We start from the raw sequence: 19,827 nt of genomic DNA on the forward strand, positions 1-19,827 counted from the left end.
CTATTTAGTCGGTTCTTCGGTGGTTTCGAGTGCGTGCCGTTGCAGGTAGAACACTTGGGCAATGATGAAGGCAAAGGTTAGCCCCAGCACCCCAAACAGTTTGAAATCTACCCAAGCCTCTTCACTGAAGTTGTAAGCAACGATCAGATTGATGATGCCAACGAAGGTGAAAAAGCCTGCCCACAGCCAGTTAGCTTTCAGCCAAATGGGGGCAGGTACTTGAATGGCACTGGCCATCATGCGTTCGGCCAGGGTTTTGCGCACACCCACGTATTGGCTGACCACGAAGGCGAGGGCAAACCCCCAGTTGATGATGCTGACTTTCCACTTGATGAACATAGGGTCTTTCAGGAACAGGGTCAGCGTGCCAAATACCAGCAGGATAGCCAGCGTGATCAAATGCATCTTCTCAAAACGGCGGTGCATGGCGAAATACAGAGCATTCTGTGCAATGGTCGCCAAAATGATTACCAATGTCGCCAGCAAGATGGCATCCTTCGGTTCACTCTGATTAAGTGTCATGAAAGGAAACTGATTGGCGACTGCAATCCACGCGGGCGGCAGCTCACCGAAAAATTTGTACACCATAAAGAACAGTGCAACCGGGAAAAAGTCAAACAGGAACTTCATACGTATTGGTATAATCGGTTAAAGTTAAACATTCTAAACGATAATTGTACAATGAGTCAGTATTTTCAAATTCACCCAGAAAACCCGCAGATACGCTTGATACGTCAGGCGATTGCGATCATTCGCGACGGTGGTGTGGTCGTGTTTCCAACAGATTCCAGTTACGCGATTGGCTGTCAGGTCGGTGACAAGGCGGCGATGGAACGTATCCAGCGCATCCGTAGAGTCGACAGCAAGCATAATTTCACCTTGATTTGCCGCGATTTGTCGGAGATTTCTCTCTATGGGCAAGTGGATAATATCAATTACCGCTTGATCAAGTCTTTGACACCAGGGCCGTATACCTTCATCCTGCAAGCCACCCGTGAAGTCCCGCGCCGTTTACAAAACCCTAAGCGCAAGACCATTGGGGTGCGCTTGCCTGATCACATCGTCACACAGACCTTGTTACAGGAATTGAACGAGCCGTTGATGTCCAGCACCCTGATCTTGCCGGGGGAAGACTTGCCGATGGTAGACCCTTACCAGATCCGCTTGTCGCTGGAGCATCAGGTGGATTTAGTCATTGATGGCGGTTTTTGCGGGCATGAGCCGACCACAGTGGTTGATTTGATGGACGCAAGGCCGGTTATCCTGCGTGAAGGCAAGGGCAATATTGACTGGTTGGTGGAGCATTAAACCGAATGGATTTTGATATTAACGCTTTTATGTATGGGCTGGCGACGTGGGCAATCCCGGTATTGTTCGCCATTACCGTGCATGAGGTGGCGCATGGCTGGGTTGCCAATAAACTGGGCGATAGCACCGCAAGAATGCTGGGGCGCTTGTCTCTGAATCCGATCAAGCACGTTGACCCGGTTGGAACCATTGGTGTGCCTGCCTTTCTGTTGCTGATTGGCTCGCCTTTCCTGTTTGGCTGGGCGAAACCTGTACCTGTGAATTTCCGCAATTTGAAACATTACCGCCGCGATATGGTGATGGTGGCCGCAGCCGGGCCGGGTGCAAACCTCGTCATGGCGATTATGTGGATAATCTTGCTGGCATTGTTTGCACACCTGATTCCTGATGAAAATATTGCGCGTGGCTTTACAGACATGAGCAAAAATGGGGTAACGATTAATCTGGTATTACTGGTTTTCAACCTGTTACCGATTCCACCACTGGATGGTGGTCGGGTATTATCCGGTTTGCTGCCCCCGTCACTTTCCGGTTATCTTGATCGGATTGAGCCTTATGGGATGTTTATTGTCATCGGTTTATTATATTTTGGAGTGCTGAATCAGATTGTTGCACCAGCGGTGAATGCCTTGGCGCAATTACTGGTAACTGTTTTTCTCTAGCCCTCTGCTTTGATCATACGAATAAAGGTATCTGCTGCGTGAGTACTACGCCTTCGCACAACCAGCGCGTCGTTTCCGGGATGCGCCCGACTGGACTGTTACACTTGGGGCATTATCATGGTGTCCTGAAAAACTGGGTGGAAATGCAGCTCAATTACGAGTGCTTCTTTTTCGTGGCGGACTGGCACGCGCTGACCACCCATTACGAAACACCCGGCGGCATTTCCCAGCACGTTGAAGACATGGCGATTGACTGGCTGGCGGCAGGGATTAGCCCCAGTTCTGCCACGATTTTCACCCAGTCGCATGTGCCGGAACACGCCGAATTGCACTTGCTGCTGTCGATGATTACCCCGCTGGGCTGGCTGGAACGGGTGCCGACCTATAAAGATCAGCAGGAAAAACTCAAGGAACGCGATCTGGCGACTTACGGTTTTCTGGGCTATCCGCTGCTGCAATCGGCTGACATTCTGGTGTACAAGGCTGACCGCGTGCCCGTCGGTGAAGATCAAGTGGCGCATATTGAGCTGACCCGCGAAGTGGCGCGACGCTTCAACCATTTGTATGGGAAAGAGCCGGATTTCGAGCAAAAGGCTGAACAAGCCGCCACTAAAATGGGCAAGAAGCAGGCGAAAATGTACCGTGATCTGCGCCGTCAGTATCAGGAACAAGGCAGTGGCGAAGCGCTGGAAATAGGCCGCGCCCTGCTGGAATCGCAGCAAAATCTGTCACTGGGCGACCGTGAACGCTTGTTTGGTTATTTGGAAGGTTCCGGCAAAATTATCCTGCCTGAGCCACAAGCAGCCTTGACCAAAGCCTCGAAAATGCCGGGGTTGGATGGGCAGAAGATGTCCAAATCCTACAACAACACCATTGCCTTGCGGGAAGCGCCAGAGAGTGTGGAAAAGAAAATCCGCACCATGCCGACTGACCCGGCACGCGGTCGCCGCACTGACCCCGGCGACCCGGCGAAATGCCCGGTGTGGCAGTTCCATGAAATCTATTCCGACGAGACCACCAAGCAGTGGGTGCAGGAAGGTTGCCGCAGTGCGGGCATTGGTTGTCTGGAATGTAAGCAGCCGGTGATTGCAGCGGTGCAAGCTGAACTTGCCCCAATCCAGCGACGTGCTGCCGAGTTTGAAGAAAACCGTGGCCGGGTACGTGACATTCTGCGCGAAGGTGCAGAATCGGCACGTCAGGTGGCCCGTGAAACCTTAGCCGATGTCATGGAAGCAATGCGCTTTACCCATCATCAGCGATGAGTGTTGTGCAGAAAGAAATGCCGTGGGCGGTGGTGCGTGGTGAGCACGTTATCACCATGCCCGAGGATTTGTACATCCCTCCCGATGCATTGGAAGTGTTTCTGGAAGCCTTTGAGGGGCCACTAGACCTGCTGCTGTACCTGATTCGCCGTCAGCATTTCAATATTTGCGACATTCCTATTGCCCAGATTACCGAGCAATACGTGGCTTACGTTGAGCTGATGAAGGATTTTAAGCTGGATCTAGCGGCTGAATACTTGCTCATGGCCGCGATGCTGGCGGAAATCAAGTCACGTCTGCTGTTGCCGCGCTATACCGATGTGGTGGAAGAAGACGACCCCCGTGCCCACTTGATGCGCCAATTGCAGGAGTACGAACAGTGCAAGCAAGCGGCAGCTGATCTGGACACTTTGCCGCGTCTGGAACGTGAGCACTGGGTGGCGCAGACGCTTGCCGATTTCCCTAAAACGCCGCGCCCACCACCAGAAGTGGGTTTGCGCGAATTGCTGCTGGCGTTTCAGGATGTGTTGAAACGGGCGGATATGTTTACTTCCCACCAGATTCGGCGTGAACATTTGTCGATTCGCGAACGCATGACGCATGTGTTGGCGATCTTGCAGGCTCACCCTTTCGTACCATTTGAAAACCTGTTCCGGGTGGAAGAAGGGCGACGCGGGGTCGTGGTTTCTTTGATGGCGGTGCTGGAATTGCTCAAAGCGCATTTGATCGACGTGACACAAGGTGATGAAGCCTATGCACCGTTGTATATTCGGGCAGCCGATAAAGCGCTGGAGCGTTAAATGGATGTGATGATGACCCTGCAAGCCATCTTGTTGACGGCGGATAAACCCTTATCCCTCGAACAACTCGAAGGCTATTTCTCCCCAGAAGAAGCCCTGTCGCGTGCTGGTATCCGCGTCGCCTTGCAGGGGCTTGCAGCCGCTTGTGCTGGCCAAAGCTTTGAGCTGAAAGAAACCGCCAGTGGGTTTCGTTTGCAAACCCGTGTGGCTTTCCAACCGTGGGTGCAGCGCCACGAGGATAGTCGCCCATCAAAATATTCCCGTGCTTTTCTGGAAACGCTGGCGCTGATTGCTTGGCGGCAACCGATCACGCGTGGGGAAATCGAAGAAGTACGCGGGGTGGCGGTCAATGCCAATGTGATCAAGACTTTGCTGGAACGGGACTGGGTGCGGGTGATCGGCCACAAGGAAGTGCCGGGTCGGCCGGAAATGCTTGGTACAACCCGGCATTTTCTGGATTATTTCAACCTCAAATCGCTGGATGATTTGCCCAGTTTGGTGGAAATGAAGGAGTTGGATGTGGATAAATTGCAGTTGGAGTTGGTGGGCAGTTAGAATGCGCTAACAAAAATTCAGGAGAACACCATGCCACAGCTCACCGCATTATTGTTCGATGTAGACGGTACGCTCGCCGATACTGAACGTGACGGGCATCGCCCCGCTTTTAACAAGGCTTTCCGTGAAGCCGGTCTGGATTGGGATTGGAGTGTCGAGCTTTATGCTGACCTGTTGACGGTTACGGGTGGCAAAGAGCGGATTCGTTACTTTGTGGAAAAATACCTGCCGGACTTCACTCCAGAAGAGGGTATAGCCGAGTTTGCGGCGCGAATGCACAAGCGCAAGACCCATTTCTATTTAGCCATGTTGCAAGCAGGGGAGATTCCGCTACGCGTTGGGGCAGAACGTTTGATCCGTGAAGCGCGTGCTGCTGGATTGCGCTTGGGAATTGCTACCACCACAACCCCAGAAAATGTCACGTACCTGTTGAAAGCTACCTTGGGTGAAGAATCTATTGGCTGGTTTGAGTGCATTGCTGCCGGTGATATTGTGCCTAAGAAAAAGCCCGCCCCCGACATTTATCTGTATGCGATGGAAATGATGGGTTTGCGACCTGAGGAATGTTTGGCGTTTGAAGATTCTGACAACGGGATCCGTTCTTCCACAGCAGCTAATCTGAAAACCATTGTGACTATCAATGACTACACCCGTGATCATGATTTCAGTAAAGCTGTGTTGGTGGTTGATCAGTTTGGCGAGGCTGATGCGCCATTCACCGTATTGAGCGGTGACGCAGGTACGAATACCTACGTCACGCTCGACTTATTACAGCAGGTGTTTAGCCAATATGCCCGTTTCTGATGGATTGCATCAGATCGCGGATTTGTTGAGTAGTTATGGGTTTGCCAGATTGCATCATTTGCTGAATTAAATCAGTCATTGATGAGCGAGTGGTGTTAACGCCGAGTGATGACTTTACAGTGCTGTTACCAGATTGAGTGACCGGCGACTGCTGGACATTTTTGGTTGTCGTTGGTGTTACTGCTGTCGTCGAGGCTGTTGCTGTTGTCGTTGTAGCTTGAGGCTGTGCGCTCAGGTGAATATTAGATGCCACAAACGCGTTTTTCTGCACGTTATCAAAGTCAGTATTACGTTCGAGGATGTCCGATAGCTTCAGGTTATTCAGGTCTTTGAGCTGCTGCCCTGAGAACTGGTTCTGGTAGAAGAAACGGTCACCATCACGTAAGCGGGTGAATTGATCACTCAGAATGGCAGTGAATGTTTCGCCAAATAGAGAGTCACCTACTGGCTTTTCCGCCAACCCAGCTACCCACAAGTCCACATCCGCAGGGCTGTCATAAACGCTTGCCAACTTTGCGCCGAAGCCTTCGCGCCAAACATTGGAGTCGAAGCTATTGACGGATTTTAAGCCAAGTGCTTCCCGTGCATCGCCGTAGCCTGCCAAACCATGATCACGCCCGCGCTGGATATTGAGGGCTGCCAGGTCAAACCCACCAGCACCCGGTTGCCCGAACAGGAAGTTACGCACATCATCCACAATCATTGGGTCAACCGCTTGCGCAGTTTGCGAAGCTGCACCACGTAAAATAGGGTCGATGCCTGCTTCCTGTACTTTATCAGGGCGGAAGAAGGCGTCCCGCAGCGCTACGTTGCCTTCGGGGATTTCTTGACCGCTTTCATCCAGCCGTAACAGGTTGGAGGAAAGCATGGTATGCCCCAGACGGAATGCGGCGGTTGCAAAGGCATTATCAATTTCCGGGTTGACGTTCGACTTGTAGCCTGTGTACTTGGGGAGTCCCTTATCACCTAGCAGTTCTGGTAGGAACTCGTTATAGGTAATGGCCTGCATTTGGGCGACGTTGGTTTTACGGGCTTCCTGATAGACTTGCTCATCGCTCCACTTGGGATGTTGTTGTGCCAACTCGTCAGCCAGACGGTTATGCTCACGTACCCATAGGGTATGCATGGAAGCCAAGCCGATATTTTCATTGGAACGGATATCCCCAGCCAGAAACTTATTGTTTTCCATTGGCATCATGTCACCTGCGGACATCAGCATTTTGCCGCCCTCATGGGAGCGTAATTTGTCAGCATAGGTGGCGTCAGAACCATAAACATTGGAGCCATCAATGAAGGCTGTAATGGCGTTGGTTTGCTGCTTTTGACCGTTGGCATCTGTGGTGCTGGTGCTGCGTTCAAAGCTCAGGCTGGCAGTGCCGGTATTATTGGGGTCAAACACCGGGTCACCTGCGGGAATAGCAATATTGGCGTGATCTGCGAGGGCAGTGCTGGTGGGTGTTAGGGTAATATCATGGTCGAGGAATTGTCCCCACATCCAAAACAGATCGCTCAAACCTTTTTGGTTGACAGTATTGCCATCCTGCGCCACAACAGCATTGCTGACATCGCGTGGATTGGGGAGGCGCTGTTCAGTTGTACCGCCGGGTTCGCGGCTGCTGTCCTGTGGGACGGTTTTGCGCAAGTCGTTACGGTTGGCGGAACCCCATTCAGGATGCTTTTTGTTATTACCAGAGCCATCAATGCTACGGTATTCCGTTGTATTGGAGGTAGTACCGCAGTTTTGTCCTAGTTGTGTGATCAATTGCTGTATCAGATTGAAAACATTCTGTAACGGATTTTTGTTGCCACTGTTACCACTGTTGTAGCCAGGTAATTGGAACAGTGCGCCGATGGCTTGTGGCGTTACGATTTGGTTGCTGCTTGATGTATTACTAGAGCTGGAAGTTTGCCCATATCTTTGCGATGAGGAGCGGGCATTATTGTCAATGGTTTGCATGTCATAAATCCTTGTTTGGGATCAGTCCGTTGAAAAAAATCCTTGGTTAATTGTGCCCAAAAAATACGCCAGACGAGGCTGGCGTAGCAAGGTTGATATTTCCCACCGCTAATATTTTATAGATAAGCGGTTACTGATGCAGAGCATTAGTAAGCACTTAATAGGGCTTGAGCGCGGTAAGTGTTCAAACGATTGCGCCAGCCGGGTAGCCATTTGGCTTCACCACGTTCTGGTGAGGAGTTGGCGATGCGACGAGTGAGCACTTCTTCGGCTGCGCGGGCAAATTCATCCAGTGCCTGGGGCCCTGCCGTTACCGGGCGCATGGCCTGCAATACTTGCAACAAACCCCAGCCTTGGCCGTTGTAACGTTCGGTTGGGCTAGTGCCTTCGCCTTTGAAATTGACGTAATCCAGCAGCGGGTAGAGGCCGCGTTGGGTTTTTTCGATGGCCTGATAATTGTTGAGTACCCGGTCACGATCCTGCGGCGCGACTTGTGCCAGCATGGTTGGGAGGGCGCGAGTCAGGCGTTCTGACATGTAATTGGCCTGAATATTCATGGTTTGTTGTAGGAATGAGCGCAATTGCTGCATTTCTGGGTCATTACGCGCTCGTTCGAAGGCGGCTTTGTTAATCCAAGGGGCGGTGCGAGCTGGACGGTTGGTTAGCCATGCTGGAATGGGTACACCTTGTGCTTTGGTGTAGTCGATCAGGCCGGGGAAGGTTTCGGTGTAAGGCCCCGGATTTCCAGCGGGATACCAGATGAAATGACCGATGCCGAGGGAGGCGAATTCTTCGCGGTCGTTCCAGACTACTAGCAACGTCGGATTGCCACTTGTTTCATTTTTATATACTTTGTCGGCAATCCAATTCAAGTCTTTGGCGGGAACTACGGTGGGGGTAGGAGAGGTGACTTGCTGGTTCATTGGTGCGCACGCAGATAATCCCAAACCAGCGATGATTGCTAGTGACAATACTATTTTTTTCATGATAAGCCCTTGTTTTCTTGTAAAACGAAATAGGTATTCACGCACGAATACCTGTGTGGATTTAGGTTCATAGAGCCTTGCTTGCACTGAAAAGTTCCATTCCTTGATCAATGACAGTGCCTAATTCCAATGAGAAGGTTATAGTTAAACTAAGGTTATCAATGGAGGTTACATCATGAAAGAAAAATTACAGCAACTGCTTGAAACATTGGGCAGTGATCGTGGCGAGTTGCGAGTACGCTTGCATTTGCTGGGTCTGGAAGCGCGTGAAGAGTTGGAACAGGCTGAAACCAAATGGCAAAATATGCAGTTGCGTTTACGTGATATTGGCTGGGAGTGGAATCTGAAAGCCAAGGATGAAATCCACGATCTGGGAGAGGATGTGGACAAGCTGCAACACAAAATTACTGATAAGGCGGAAGATATTCGTCTTGAAGTGATGGAGGAAATACATGAGCTGGGTGAGGAACTCACCGCGTTGTATCAGAAGATTCGCAGCCATCTGTGAGTCGAGCACCGTTTAATAATGCTCAGCGTTGGTTGTATCTGGCGCTGGAGCAACAAAAGGGCGGTGTATGGGCAATACTGATTAACCGCTTTCTGATGTTGTTAGTGGTGGTGAATGTGTTGGCAGTGGTGGCGGAATCTGAACACTCGCTATATCAGGCTTACAAGCCCTTTTTTACGTGGTTTGAAGCAAGTTCCGTTATTATTTTTACGCTGGAGTACGTGCTGCGCTTGTGGGTTTGTACCGAAGCTGAGCAGCTCCACTTTAAACACCCGATTGGTGGGCGCGGGCGTTACATGCTGACGCCGATGGCTCTGGTTGATTTACTGGCTATTGTGCCGTTTTACCTGAGTTTTTTTTGGGGTGTGGCAGATTTACGGGTATTACGCAGTTTGCGGCTACTGCGCTTGTTGAAACTGACCCGTTATTCCCATTCGCTGGAGCTGTTGTTGACGGTGTTACGACAAGAGGCTGACAATTTGGTGTCTGCCCTGTTTATTCTGTGTATGTTGGTGCTGCTGTCTGCCACGGGTATTTATTTGGTGGAAGGGCATATCCAGCCTGATAAATTCGGGAGTATTCCACGCGCTTTGTGGTGGTCAGCCGTTACCGTGGCAACTGTTGGGTATGGTGATGTTGTGCCAATAACCTTAGTCGGCAAGGTGTTCAGTGGCATCATTATCGTGACCGGGATTGCAGTGGCAGCCTTGCCAGCCGCGATTCTGGCTTCTGGTATGATCAATGAGTTGAAGCGGCGTGGGGAGCGTTTTCGCACCGAGTTAGTGCGTACCATGGAAAACGGTAAGTTGGATTTCGGCGGCCTACGTTATCTGGAAAAAATGCGGGTCACGATTGGCATCAGTCGGGCGGAAGCGCATTTGATTTTTGAAGAGGTCAAGCAAGAAACCCGTTTGCAAACCTATACCAACTGCCCGCATTGTGCCCAGCCGATTGTGATCAAACATCCGCCGGGGCATATCCATGTACGCCCCGCCAAACGGCAGCGTTAATGGGTGACAAGTTCTGTTTGATGGCCTTGCATAAGACGCGTGAAAACTGTTTCCTGATGGTATGTCAGCAACAGCTTTTCGGTCGAGCGGGTTATGGCAACGTACAGTAGCTTGGCTTCCGCTTGTATATCTTGGCCTTCCTCGGGCATGAAACCTAGCCCAGCCACCACGACTAGTGGAAATTCCAGCCCCTTGCTGCTGTGCATGGTCATCAGTTTCACGCTGTCATCATGAGGGTTAAACTGTTTTTTGGTTTTGGTGGAATCCAGCCATTGGCAGGGAATGGCGGCGGCCTGTAACGCCTCATGCAGTTGCCTACCCTGTGGTGTGTGGCGGTAAACAACACACATCTCCGACCATGCCATATTGCGGTTGTCGTGCCAGTGTTGCAGCCAGTACGCGATGGTTCTGGTTTCTTTGCTAAAGCTGTCGAAGTGACGCAGTTCGGGTTCGAGTCCGTGCCGCCCGGCAGATTGTGGGGTTAGCAGGGGTATGTGGTCTTCATCACTATCCAAGGCTTGCAGGTAAGATCTGGCAAAGTGATGGGCAAAACTAAAGACTTCATCGGTATTGCGGTAGTTGAGTTTTAGCACGGTGGTACGCCCTCGTGCATTGATGCCGACACTGGATAAACTGAAATTCAGCCCCTTGTCTTTGCTGTAAATGGATTGGGCATCATCGTACAACAACAGCAGGGAATCGGTTTCTGGGTCAACCATGCCACTGACCAGTTTCAGCCAGTCAGGTTGGAAATCGTGGCCTTCGTCGATCATCACCGCGCCGTATTGCCCACGCGGAATATGCCCGCTGGCGACGGCTTGTATAACGGTTTGCACCAGTGTCCCCAGATAGTCAGCGCCATAAGCAGGCGGGTCAACGTGGTGGTGGCGCAGCAATTCCGCACACCAGTCGTGAAAGTGGTAAACATTCACCCGGTCAGCAATCCCTTGTTCCTGCATCAATACCCGCAACCGTGCCGCTAGGGCAATGTTGTAACACAACACCAAAATCGGTTTGTGTAACAGGCTGGCCAAGTACAGGCAGCGGAACCCCAGAATCAAGGTTTTGCCGGAACCCGCTACCCCGTGAATTACCCGATGCCCTGTGCCCAGACTGCGGGCAAGTTGCTCTTGCTGCATATCCATGACTTTCATGATGTCGGGTAACAAGCTGGCGGAATCAGCTTCTGAAGACTCCGCGCTATCCTCAAACAAGCAGCCTTGTGTTGCGCCTATACGGATTTCCGGGAACAGGTGCCAGCGTATCCGGTCAAGCATGGGCAGTGTCAGCGGTTTGGGAAACTGGTACTCAAACATGTTCCACAGGCATTGCTGGAAATCTTCCGGGGCGGTGGACTCCTGCATCTCATCCTTACATAGCACCCGATTCCATGGCAGCACCTCGTTTAGGTCGGTTGCTTCAAACTGTTCACGGGTAATGTTGGTGAGTACGACGCCGTAACCATAGGGAAAAGCCAGTTTGCCCCGGTATTTGCCAGTATGGCTGAGCAATTGAGGGTCTTGTTCAAGCTGATTGACTAATTGGTAGGCGCATTGCCGTGCTTGTTCCAAGGGGTTGAATACCTGCTTCAAGCCGTTGGAGGTGAGCAAAGTAGCAAATTGCTTGTCAATGCTGTGGATAGTATCCAACTTCCAGTCTTTTACCTCCAGCAACAGCAGGCCACGTAACGGGTGTACGATGATAAAATCGGCGTAACGCTGACGTTTGCCGACGGGCAGGTCGTACCAGCAGAGGTAATCGTCTTCCAGCCATTGCTCCAGCCGCTTGGCGAAACGCTTTTCGCCTGCCTGCATTTTGGATAAATAGCCGTGCAAGGGTGTTAATAGTTGTGCCATGCCGTTTTATTGTACTTTATTGTTAGTTGACCGATTATAGCGTTGTTCGGTTTTGTAAAACCTTAAATGTTAAGGGCAGTGTCATTTTATGGAAAAAGTTAAAGTTCTGTTTGTCTGTATGGGCAGGATACAGCAAGCAGAATTAGCCCTTTTCTATCAATAGCTTACCGTTCATTAGTAAGCTATTTGTAAGCTAATGATTATCTCAGATGTCTAGGATAAGCCAATCATCACCCCTCACATCGTCATACCTTTCGGTAGATCGTGAATCCTTGTGGCCTAGCAGCGTCTTAACGTCAACACCCTGCTTTCTATACAGCCGCTGGGATAATGAACGAACTTCGTACAGCGTAGCGGGTTGCTTGCCATCTTCCCAGACAATACCGGAACGTCTCACAATTTCAGTGAATGCCCGTGTGATGCGGTAATGATGCATAGGCTTACCCTTGCCCATGTTGCCAGCGTCGGAAACGTGATGCAGCAAATACGGTGATTCAATGCCAGTGGTGAGGCACTTGGCAATAGTGTCTTCCAGCGTCCAGCCTAGAGCATCTAATTTCAGCGTTACGGGGATTTTCACCCTAACATCGGTCTTTGTGCGCTGAATCTGCAAATACCCATCTACAGGCTTTTGCATGGCGGTCAATTCCGTTGCGCCTGCGTGGCTTGTCAGGATCGCAACTTCTAGCGCCCGTTTCATCCATTCGTCATCAGCGAGTGAGTAAATCACTTTGAATTGTTCCAGTGATAGCCTAGAACGTTTTGCGGTAGCAGTCGGGTTACGGGTCAAGCTAGCAGGATTATGGTTAGCCTTAAGCCATCCTGTTGAAACGGCTTCAAGGAAAAGATCAATCAGCACCGAGCGGATAGTTTGAGCCATACGGTTTTTGCCTTGGCTCTTGAACTCGCTTAGCAAGTCAGTGATTGCTTCAGCATCAACGTCTTTCAATTGCCAGCTACCAAAACGCGGCATTAGCACATTGTCGAGAACATGGTGACGGCTTCGCAAGGTATTAGGCTTTAGATTTCTTTCCTGTAAAGCCTCTTTGAACTTTTCAGTGAAAGCACCAAAGGTTTTACCCTTGCCCTCTATACGCTCAAATAGCGCGTTCTCACGGTCTTTAGGGTGCGCAGCTTGCAGACGATGTAACACCTTGCAAGCGGTTACAAAGTCGCTCCCTAAGCCGTGACGCTTCCCAGTGATCGGATGGATGCACGAATAGTAAGTTTTGCCATTCGCGCCTTTTGCGCTGTGTAATCCCGCTGGCTTCCGCTTCATGCGCTCTCACCTGTGAATGGGCAGTAGTATTTTGCATCCTCACGAACACGGTACGTTCTGCCATGCTTTACAGGTTGTGGCTGAATGCGTCCTTCCCTTGCCCACAAACGCAAGGTGTTAATGCTTGGCACTTGATCGGAATAGCGAGACTCTGCCCATGCTTCCAAGGTCAATAATTTTTTCATTGTTTTGCTCTCCATGCAGGCAAGGTCATCTCTTTTCTGAAAAGCATCTTCATGCTGTTTTCAATGAACCAGCTACACACACAAAGCGAGACTACACACTTACACACTTTTACACACCCTATAGGGGTGTGTGTAAAAGTGTGTAGGTGTGCTGATAGTCCGTTGTGTAAAAGTGTGTAATTGTGTGTAGTAAAGTGTGTAGGTAGTGTGTAGTTCATTACTTAACCACCTCAACATATCCGTTCTGGCATTTGATTAGATTTTGCTCTATCAATTTGTCTGTGATTCGTTCAGAAAATGCCGAAGGTGTTAGGTATCGGTCATTTATTTCAGGATTGTTTTTGCACGATTCAATCCAGTGAGTAAGCATAACTTGCGCCTGATCTGGATTATGACCACTAAGCTCTAAGTTCCGGCGTTGCGCATCAATCAAGCTATGCAGAACTACCATTGCCGCCTTTGGGTTCTTCCCGCTGGCAACAGCAGTATGCTTTTCATTTTTTGCGCCGTCATAATCCGGCATGTAGTGCAGCGTAGCGGATGCGATAAACTCGCCATCATCACCGCTCCACCCTTCTAGGATTTCCGTTTTAAGCTCAAAACTCATTGCTTTAAACGGCTCTGATTCCTTGGCTTTTGTTGAGCTAGCGGTAACGATGCGGTCGGTCATTGCCACCTGTATTTCAGTGTCGAGGCTTGCCCTCAATACGCTACTGCCACGCGCTCTATCGGATGCGCCATGCCCCGTGTGATGAACCACAAGCACCACAATTCCGGGGAATGCCTCCCGGATTTTGTCAGCAGAACGGACGTATGCCGACATATCCCTAGTGCTGTTTTCGTCGCCTTCCATTGTGCGTTGGAGCGTATCCAATACGATTAGGCGCAAATCATCCACGCCTAACCCCCTGATAGACTCAATAAAGCTATCTGTATCATGCGGTAGCGTGCATACGCCATCCATCAGCAGGAAGTTTTCGGCAATAGTGCTATGTCCGCCTTGCCGTTGCGCCCATGCAGTGACGCGCCGCTTAATGCCAGCTTTGCCCTCACCTGCCACATAAATTGCTTTGCCGCCTGTAACCTTGTGTCCGTAATAGCTGGCGTTTGTGGCAATTGCTAGGCATAAATCAATGGCAACAAATGATTTACCGCTACCAGACGCGCCATAAAGCCCTGCAAAAGAATCTTGTTCTATAACATCACGCACAAGCCATTTAATGGGCTTAGGTGTGAATAAATCCATCCCGCTGCCGAATGTAAAACGCGCTTTAGCCTGCTTTGGTTGCGCATCAGAAAGCGACTCATAAGCAGGGTCGTCTGCATAAACTGGCGGTTCGTCAAAATGCCAGCTTGGAGGCTCTGCAAAATCATCGTTGCGACTATCGGTATTAGGGATTGTTTCGGCTTCATACTCATTGAATGACTTAAACATAATCCACCCCTTTTTGATGTGCGTAGGCTTCGAGTATTGCCGCGTTAAGCTCTTGCGCCGTGTTTACTTCGTCAATTGTGGGTTCGGCAATAAAAGCCTTGTTAAACTTCATTGCTTCACGCTGTAAATGCTGTCTAAAGCGGATTTCATCAATCAGATTTTCGAGCATGGTTAATACGTCGCTGTCACGTCTAGTTTGTTCGTATCTTTTTGCAATAGTGGCTTGTACTTCTCTTTCACGCTTTTCAGCAGCTATCCGTAAAGCTTTTTTCTTTGATTCATCCATATTGGATAATCCGAGATAATCAGCCACGGCTTTTAATTGCTCTTGTGGAGTCCAGCCGAAAACATGCCCTAGTAATTCAAAGCCGTCTTCGACTTGCGTATTGCCAACACCGCCGCCGCAAATCCATCTACCTGTATTCGCATAATCCGGCATAACCCTAAAACGGTCTTTTCCGCCGCAACCTTGGCAAGCCGTATGTTTTGCGTGAGACATGGTTTTAAGCTGGATACCTAATGCACGGTGGATGCTCTCCCATTTTCCATAGGCAACTTTTTTCACTTCAATGAAACTAAGCTGATTATTTGCATCAGGTTTGCTATAATTCTTCGTGGAAGTTGAACATATCCCCCCGTTTGGTTGACCGCCTGCGGGGTTTCTGCTTTTTGGGATTTGCTCCCGAATTGCTACCTGCATCATTACTTTATACCTCCCGCGTTAAGCCACGCATCAAGCGTTGATTTTCTCCACGCAAGGCGCATCTGTGACAACCTGATTGCTGGTGGCAATAATCCTTTGTCCAGATGACGACGCAATGTCCAGCGCGATAAGTGCAGTTCCTTTTGTAAGCCAGCATACCCGATGATTAGCGGGTCGTTTTGAATGGCGTTATTGCTGTTTTGGGTCATGATGTCTAATCCTGTTTGTTTCGGTGCGCTTATGGTGCATCAGTGTCTAGTTAGGTTTTTTTGAGGTTTCCACTTGGAAGCCCCTAAGAAATGGCAAGGCTTGCGCCCTGCCATCACCATTCCTGCTACGCTTTACGCCTCCGATTTCTTGCCTTGAGAACTTCCGCTCTTTCAGGATTCAACTTGTTGTGCCATTCATCGCTACAGTTCCCGCCGCCCTCACGCTTGTTTCTGGAGTGGCTACAGAAGATATGAAAGCGATTCACTTTCTTGAAAGACTTCCCGCAATTCGGACAGTTAATGACAGTACCAGCACCCGCGCTTTCAGCCTTACTGTAAGCGTCTACAGAGGTCTGTAATACAGACCTCTGTAGGTTGCCAGTGTCTGTAACTACAGAGGTCTGTAGGGCGTTCTGTGAGTGCTTACGCGGGATCAGTGAATAGTCATCAGGTGTCGGTCTGTCATTGGTAGGCCATACAATTTGTTGCGGGTATTTCTTGCGGTTTTCCGCTTCCAGTGATTCGCCAGACTTGCGACTAGGGACAAATCCGAATGCAGGTTTTTCGGCTTTCGCTGGCAATTGTGGTTCATCTTGCCACTTGAAAAGCTTGCTAGACGGGGAGGGGACAAAACCAAAATTAGACTTGTTGTCTTTGTAAGGAACTCCCTTTGTAGTTACCGCAAAATCAGCCCCTTGTTCATCCATTGGGACATTCAGCGGCTTGTCGGATAAATCAATAGTTCGATTATCTTTGAAGTCGCCCGAATCAAATGTTTTGCCAGTCGCTTTAAAATACTCACCATTCAATCCTTTCAGCGAGGAACTGTAAGTATCAATGCCACGTAATGCCCGTGCTTCATTAAAGATCGTGGTGATATGGATAAGCTCAAAGAACAAAGCCGCAATAATGACGACAATCATAGTTCCTGCGTCATTGCTCATATTAACGATTTCAGCCGCATATTTAGCAGCGGGTAGGGCGTGATTATCCCGCTCCCGCTCTAATGCATCCTGCTTTGCACCAATTGCCGCAACATTGGCAGAGGCCACACTTTCGCGTTCTGCACTGGCTTGAGCTTTCAGGCTATCCACTTTCGCTTGTGAGTTATTGCAATCCTTCACAGACCGCTCCTTTAAGCGACGTTCACAGCCTGCCAGCTTATATTCAGCATCAGCGATTAAACCCGCAATAGCGCCACCTGATGAGCTACTAACGGCAGTATTTAGGATGTTTTCGCCTGCCTTGCTGTTTTCGACAGAGTGAAATGATTTCGCCTGCAAGTTTGAACTGCTTGAAATAGACTCATAGTACAGGCCGGAAATCAGCGCCAGCGCGATAATCGCGTGAATGATTAGCTGGCCTCTGTGACTACGCTCTACACTGTTTTTAGCAATCGCTTTGTAATTGAAATGCTTTGCCAGTGAGAGGGCAAGGGGTACACAAAACACCGTTACAATTGCCCAGACCATGCCGATCACGTTGGTGTAATTGGAAAAGATGTATTCCTGCAAATTCCAGACGGTCACGCCTGCGAAAATTACAGATGTGAAGCTGAAGTAAATAAAGTAGGTGGCAATCGTGAAAATGGACTGACTGGTTTTTATGCCTTTCAGGTCATGTTGATGTGATTGCAGTTTTTGGGTGCTTTCGGTCAAATCTTGAGAAAGCGAGTAAGCGTTAGATAAGTTCATGATTAAGCCCCTAACCAAGAAACAACAAATAGACCGACCAGATAAAACAGTCTGATTAAACTGTTATCAGGTAGTGACCACATGGAAATGGTGATTCCCAAAGACGCGATAACAGGGAATATCCTGTACACCGTGTATATGTGGTTGCCATCGTCGGCAATGCTGGCAAATGTCATGGCGTAGAAGCCCACAAATGCCACTGCCAGGCCATTGGTTGCGTAGGGGAAAGCCTTGCTGTAATCGCGGCTCTTGAGGAATTGCGCCACGTTGGACAGTGCGGAATAGGGTAGGTTACTCATATCCGCGCCTCCATTGCATCAGTCAAGCCAGCACGGATACTTTCCGCTTTGACTTCATGCGCATTGGTTGCGTAGATCGCACTGTATGCGCCTAATCCCCAATGAGTAGCGGCATATTCGCGGCTGGTGGTGCATCCAGTGATTAGGCGTAAACCGTTGATAAGCTCAATTTTGATGAAGAATTTCATGGCTGCACCTCCATCAAATCCGCACGGACTAGCGCCCACAAGGTTTGCATGTTGGATATTTCTGTATCCATGCCAGAAATCGCGGCTTGTTTCGTTGCAGGTCGGGTGAAGAATTGCCCCAGTACGATGGAATGCGACTTCATGCGGGTTGCTACATCAGAAAGAGCGTCGAGACGTTGTTTCGGGGTGAGATGTGCATAGTTCATGCTGCATCCCCCTGAATCATCAAAACTTTGTCGTAAGCAATTCCCGCTAGAATTCGCGTTGTATTGCCGTCTGTGAGGGCTTCAGCGTCTGCGTTAAGCAGTATGTCAAGAATTGCTCTAACGTCCTGTAACGCGCCTGTAACGTCGGTTTTGGGTGTAGTTGCAACCATCGCTTCAACGGCTTGCAGCAAAATACGTTGATTTTCGATGCTCATTGAACGCATCAATTCAATAACGCGGGTTTGACTGTAATCTACAGTCTGGTTTGTGTTAAGATTTTCCATGCTGGATACCTTTTTTGTGTGGTTTTCAGTAACTTGGCTGTTTGAGAACTCGACCTCTCATTCAACCCTTAAATGCCTCACCCGAAAGAGTGGGGCGTTTTCGTTTATGCGTGTTGTGTTTGAGTTGCCTCCTTTGCCATTTCTGCTTTCAGGATGCGGACAAGTTCCGCGTTCATGCTTCTATCGTTGGTCTTCGCCCGATCTGTCAGCCATTGGTGAACAGGTGCGGGCATTCTTGCTTGTGTTTTCTTGTCTGGCTCTGTCATTGCTAAAATTCCAATATAGTTAAAATAGATACTAAATTAGTTAGTGAGAATACGGTATTAGTTATTTTTGAGCTTGTCAACTAAATTAGTTGTAGAATGTGGCATAAATTCAATTAGGCGTTACCGGATGGCAAAGCAAGACGACTTTTTCAAGATGCAGGTGAGAATTCCAATGGAGCTGTACGAACAACTCAAAGAATCATCTGATGAAAATTTCAGGAGCTTGAATGCGGAAATTATCTATCTGCTGTCGGTTTGCATGGGAAACAAGGCAACCTCAGCCACGCCGGATGAAGTGCGTAGCATCATCAGAGAGGAACTAGGCACGGCAATAAAAAAAAGCCTGAATAAAGTTTGACTGATTTTTACAGTTAGCAAACGTAGACGATTCTTTGAGAGTTGCGCGGGTAATCGCCCCAAAGATTCGCCCACGCTTACCCCGTTGGTGGTTGCGTCAAGGGTCACATTTCAAATGTGATGCCAATTTCCTCAAAATGAATGCGGGGAAATCCCGTATTTAGTCCAGGAACGGCATAAGAAAACGCTAATATTCTAGGTGTAGGGGTATGTGCGATAAAGCCATGATCTTATTAAGAAATTCGGGATTAAGATTCGGTGCGCTAGACGTGAAAAAGCCGGAATGAATCCGGCTCTTGGTGGTGTGGTTATCGCCGTGGGCGTGTGATCTGGAATTTTCCAACCTCAAAAAACAGCTTTGCTAGTTCCACATGAACCGCTGCACCTTCCGCCGTTGGGTCTTCAAGTAATTCCTCTGCAATGTCCATAGAAAGGTCGATAAGCTTATTGCCGCTGTCGATGTAATCAACGTACTTAACTTGCTCTTTTTTCATGGTGTTTTGCTGCCTTTGCTTCGTTAATTTGCTGTTCAAGTATCACGCCACGTCCGACTAATCCAGCCTCTCGAATCGCCATTTCTTCCGAACCGATTTGATAGAGAAGTTCGAGCTTTTCAGTGTCGATAGGCTTGTATTCTTGCGTTTCAATGCCAAGCTCTCGCAATGCCAGCAATTCAACGATCTTAGGCAATGCCGCTCCCATTGCTGCAATCTCTAACGCCGCATCTGTCGGGGTGAGTTCGCCACTTTTCAACCGCAAAATGATTGGTTCAAGGTCTGCATCATTCATGACTTTGGGCTTTCCATAGCCACGATCTAGCAAGCTGTTTGCCGCTATCGCCCGTTGTGGTGATTCAGGGTTATTGAGAAGCTCCACAAGCGCATTAATAGCCGTTTGCGTATGTTGCCTAGCCAATTCGCGAACGTTGATTGTAGCGGCATTCAATGCGCCTCTCTTGCGTCCTGCACCGTCACGTTTTCCGCCTCGTCTTTCCATTTTGAATAAATCCTCTGG

The 19,827-nt window shown here is 49.4% G+C and carries 26 protein-coding genes; 9 read left to right on the top strand and 17 right to left on the bottom strand.

Annotation, left to right across the window (positions count from 1 at the left end; genetic code table 11):
• The gene (locus Q394_RS0102110; RefSeq protein ID WP_028487821.1) at positions 1-630 is read right to left on the bottom strand and encodes a septation protein A; all 630 of its coding nucleotides are present in this window, start codon (positions 628-630) and stop codon (positions 1-3) included.
• Positions 631-681: 51 nt separating this feature from the next.
• Between Q394_RS0102110 and Q394_RS0102115 the strand changes: the two genes are divergently transcribed.
• Genes Q394_RS0102115 through Q394_RS0102140 form a run of 6 tightly spaced genes read left to right on the top strand, consistent with a single transcriptional unit; the run spans position 682 to position 5,391 of the window.
• Positions 682-1,308, top strand: coding sequence for an L-threonylcarbamoyladenylate synthase (locus tag Q394_RS0102115; RefSeq protein ID WP_028487822.1), 627 nt, complete (start codon positions 682-684; stop codon positions 1,306-1,308).
• A gap of 5 nt (positions 1,309-1,313) precedes the next feature.
• Entirely contained in the window at positions 1,314-1,970 is a 657-nt protein-coding gene (locus tag Q394_RS0102120; RefSeq protein WP_028487823.1) for a site-2 protease family protein, read from the top strand.
• A gap of 38 nt (positions 1,971-2,008) precedes the next feature.
• Positions 2,009-3,232 (top strand): tryptophan--tRNA ligase, encoded by a 1,224-nt coding sequence (locus tag Q394_RS0102125; RefSeq protein WP_028487824.1) that lies wholly within the window; start codon positions 2,009-2,011, stop codon positions 3,230-3,232.
• Positions 3,229-4,032, top strand: coding sequence for a segregation and condensation protein A (locus Q394_RS0102130; protein WP_028487825.1), 804 nt, complete (start codon positions 3,229-3,231; stop codon positions 4,030-4,032). The genes Q394_RS0102125 and Q394_RS0102130 overlap by 4 nt, the downstream gene beginning before the upstream one ends.
• Positions 4,033-4,587: an SMC-Scp complex subunit ScpB gene (gene scpB / locus Q394_RS0102135; protein ID WP_028487826.1), complete on the top strand. Its 555-nt coding sequence runs from the start codon at positions 4,033-4,035 to the stop codon at positions 4,585-4,587.
• A 30-nt stretch (positions 4,588-4,617) separates the two neighbouring features.
• A complete protein-coding gene (locus Q394_RS0102140) occupies positions 4,618-5,391 on the top strand; it encodes an HAD family hydrolase (protein ID WP_028487827.1) in 774 nt (257 codons plus the stop codon).
• Here the strand turns inward: Q394_RS0102140 and Q394_RS18790 are convergent.
• A complete protein-coding gene (locus Q394_RS18790) occupies positions 5,369-7,348 on the bottom strand; it encodes a peroxidase family protein (protein ID WP_051542629.1) in 1,980 nt (659 codons plus the stop codon). The genes Q394_RS0102140 and Q394_RS18790 overlap by 23 nt on opposite strands.
• A gap of 146 nt (positions 7,349-7,494) precedes the next feature.
• On the bottom strand, positions 7,495-8,334 hold the full coding sequence (locus tag Q394_RS0102150; protein ID WP_028487828.1) for a hypothetical protein: 840 nt from the start codon (positions 8,332-8,334) through the stop codon (positions 7,495-7,497).
• A gap of 175 nt (positions 8,335-8,509) precedes the next feature.
• Between Q394_RS0102150 and Q394_RS18795 the strand changes: the two genes are divergently transcribed.
• A complete protein-coding gene (locus Q394_RS18795; RefSeq protein ID WP_038140161.1) occupies positions 8,510-8,842 on the top strand; it encodes a hypothetical protein in 333 nt (110 codons plus the stop codon).
• The gene (locus Q394_RS0102160; RefSeq protein WP_028487829.1) at positions 8,839-9,852 is read left to right on the top strand and encodes a potassium channel family protein; all 1,014 of its coding nucleotides are present in this window, start codon (positions 8,839-8,841) and stop codon (positions 9,850-9,852) included. Before Q394_RS18795 ends, Q394_RS0102160 begins: the two co-directional genes overlap by 4 nt.
• Here the strand turns inward: Q394_RS0102160 and Q394_RS0102165 are convergent.
• The 12 genes from Q394_RS0102165 to Q394_RS21835 all read right to left on the bottom strand — a co-directional run bounded on the left by Q394_RS0102165 (position 9,849) and on the right by Q394_RS21835 (position 18,456).
• Positions 9,849-11,708 (bottom strand): 3'-5' exonuclease, encoded by a 1,860-nt coding sequence (locus tag Q394_RS0102165; RefSeq protein ID WP_038140163.1) that lies wholly within the window; start codon positions 11,706-11,708, stop codon positions 9,849-9,851. The two genes, Q394_RS0102160 and Q394_RS0102165, sit on opposite strands and share 4 nt — an antisense overlap.
• 205 nt (positions 11,709-11,913) lie before the next feature.
• The gene (locus Q394_RS0102170; RefSeq protein ID WP_028487831.1) at positions 11,914-12,987 is read right to left on the bottom strand and encodes a tyrosine-type recombinase/integrase; all 1,074 of its coding nucleotides are present in this window, start codon (positions 12,985-12,987) and stop codon (positions 11,914-11,916) included.
• A complete protein-coding gene (locus Q394_RS18800) occupies positions 12,984-13,172 on the bottom strand; it encodes an excisionase (RefSeq protein WP_038140165.1) in 189 nt (62 codons plus the stop codon). Before Q394_RS18800 ends, Q394_RS0102170 begins: the two co-directional genes overlap by 4 nt.
• A gap of 217 nt (positions 13,173-13,389) precedes the next feature.
• On the bottom strand, positions 13,390-14,607 hold the full coding sequence (locus Q394_RS21215; protein WP_051542631.1) for an AAA family ATPase: 1,218 nt from the start codon (positions 14,605-14,607) through the stop codon (positions 13,390-13,392).
• Positions 14,600-15,310 (bottom strand): primase-helicase zinc-binding domain-containing protein, encoded by a 711-nt coding sequence (locus Q394_RS22235; protein ID WP_028487832.1) that lies wholly within the window; start codon positions 15,308-15,310, stop codon positions 14,600-14,602. The genes Q394_RS21215 and Q394_RS22235 overlap by 8 nt, the downstream gene beginning before the upstream one ends.
• The gene (locus Q394_RS0102190; RefSeq protein ID WP_028487833.1) at positions 15,310-15,519 is read right to left on the bottom strand and encodes a helix-turn-helix transcriptional regulator; all 210 of its coding nucleotides are present in this window, start codon (positions 15,517-15,519) and stop codon (positions 15,310-15,312) included. Before Q394_RS0102190 ends, Q394_RS22235 begins: the two co-directional genes overlap by 1 nt.
• A gap of 125 nt (positions 15,520-15,644) precedes the next feature.
• Positions 15,645-17,213, bottom strand: coding sequence for a hypothetical protein (locus tag Q394_RS0102195; protein WP_028487834.1), 1,569 nt, complete (start codon positions 17,211-17,213; stop codon positions 15,645-15,647).
• Positions 17,214-17,215: 2 nt separating this feature from the next.
• Positions 17,216-17,512 (bottom strand): hypothetical protein, encoded by a 297-nt coding sequence (locus tag Q394_RS0102200; protein WP_028487835.1) that lies wholly within the window; start codon positions 17,510-17,512, stop codon positions 17,216-17,218.
• A complete protein-coding gene (locus Q394_RS0102205; RefSeq protein WP_028487836.1) occupies positions 17,509-17,700 on the bottom strand; it encodes a hypothetical protein in 192 nt (63 codons plus the stop codon). The genes Q394_RS0102200 and Q394_RS0102205 overlap by 4 nt, the downstream gene beginning before the upstream one ends.
• Complete coding sequence (locus tag Q394_RS0102210; RefSeq protein WP_028487837.1) at positions 17,697-17,906, bottom strand: hypothetical protein; 210 nt, start codon at positions 17,904-17,906, stop codon at positions 17,697-17,699. Before Q394_RS0102210 ends, Q394_RS0102205 begins: the two co-directional genes overlap by 4 nt.
• Complete coding sequence (locus Q394_RS0102215) at positions 17,903-18,190, bottom strand: hypothetical protein (RefSeq protein WP_028487838.1); 288 nt, start codon at positions 18,188-18,190, stop codon at positions 17,903-17,905. Before Q394_RS0102215 ends, Q394_RS0102210 begins: the two co-directional genes overlap by 4 nt.
• A 104-nt stretch (positions 18,191-18,294) precedes the next feature.
• Positions 18,295-18,456 (bottom strand): Arc family DNA-binding protein, encoded by a 162-nt coding sequence (locus Q394_RS21835; RefSeq protein ID WP_084260315.1) that lies wholly within the window; start codon positions 18,454-18,456, stop codon positions 18,295-18,297.
• A gap of 127 nt (positions 18,457-18,583) precedes the next feature.
• Between Q394_RS21835 and Q394_RS0102225 the strand changes: the two genes are divergently transcribed.
• Positions 18,584-18,814 (top strand): Arc family DNA-binding protein, encoded by a 231-nt coding sequence (locus tag Q394_RS0102225; RefSeq protein WP_028487839.1) that lies wholly within the window; start codon positions 18,584-18,586, stop codon positions 18,812-18,814.
• Positions 18,815-19,121: 307 nt separating this feature from the next.
• Here Q394_RS0102225 and Q394_RS0102230 read toward each other — a convergent pair whose 3' ends face one another.
• Positions 19,122-19,307, bottom strand: coding sequence for a hypothetical protein (locus Q394_RS0102230; RefSeq protein WP_028487840.1), 186 nt, complete (start codon positions 19,305-19,307; stop codon positions 19,122-19,124).
• Entirely contained in the window at positions 19,288-19,809 is a 522-nt protein-coding gene (locus Q394_RS21225; protein ID WP_051542634.1) for a hypothetical protein, read from the bottom strand. The genes Q394_RS0102230 and Q394_RS21225 overlap by 20 nt, the downstream gene beginning before the upstream one ends.
• Positions 19,810-19,827: the final 18 nt, after the last annotated feature.

This window comes from Thiothrix lacustris DSM 21227 (genome assembly GCF_000621325.1).
GTDB lineage: Bacteria > Pseudomonadota > Gammaproteobacteria > Thiotrichales > Thiotrichaceae > Thiothrix > Thiothrix lacustris.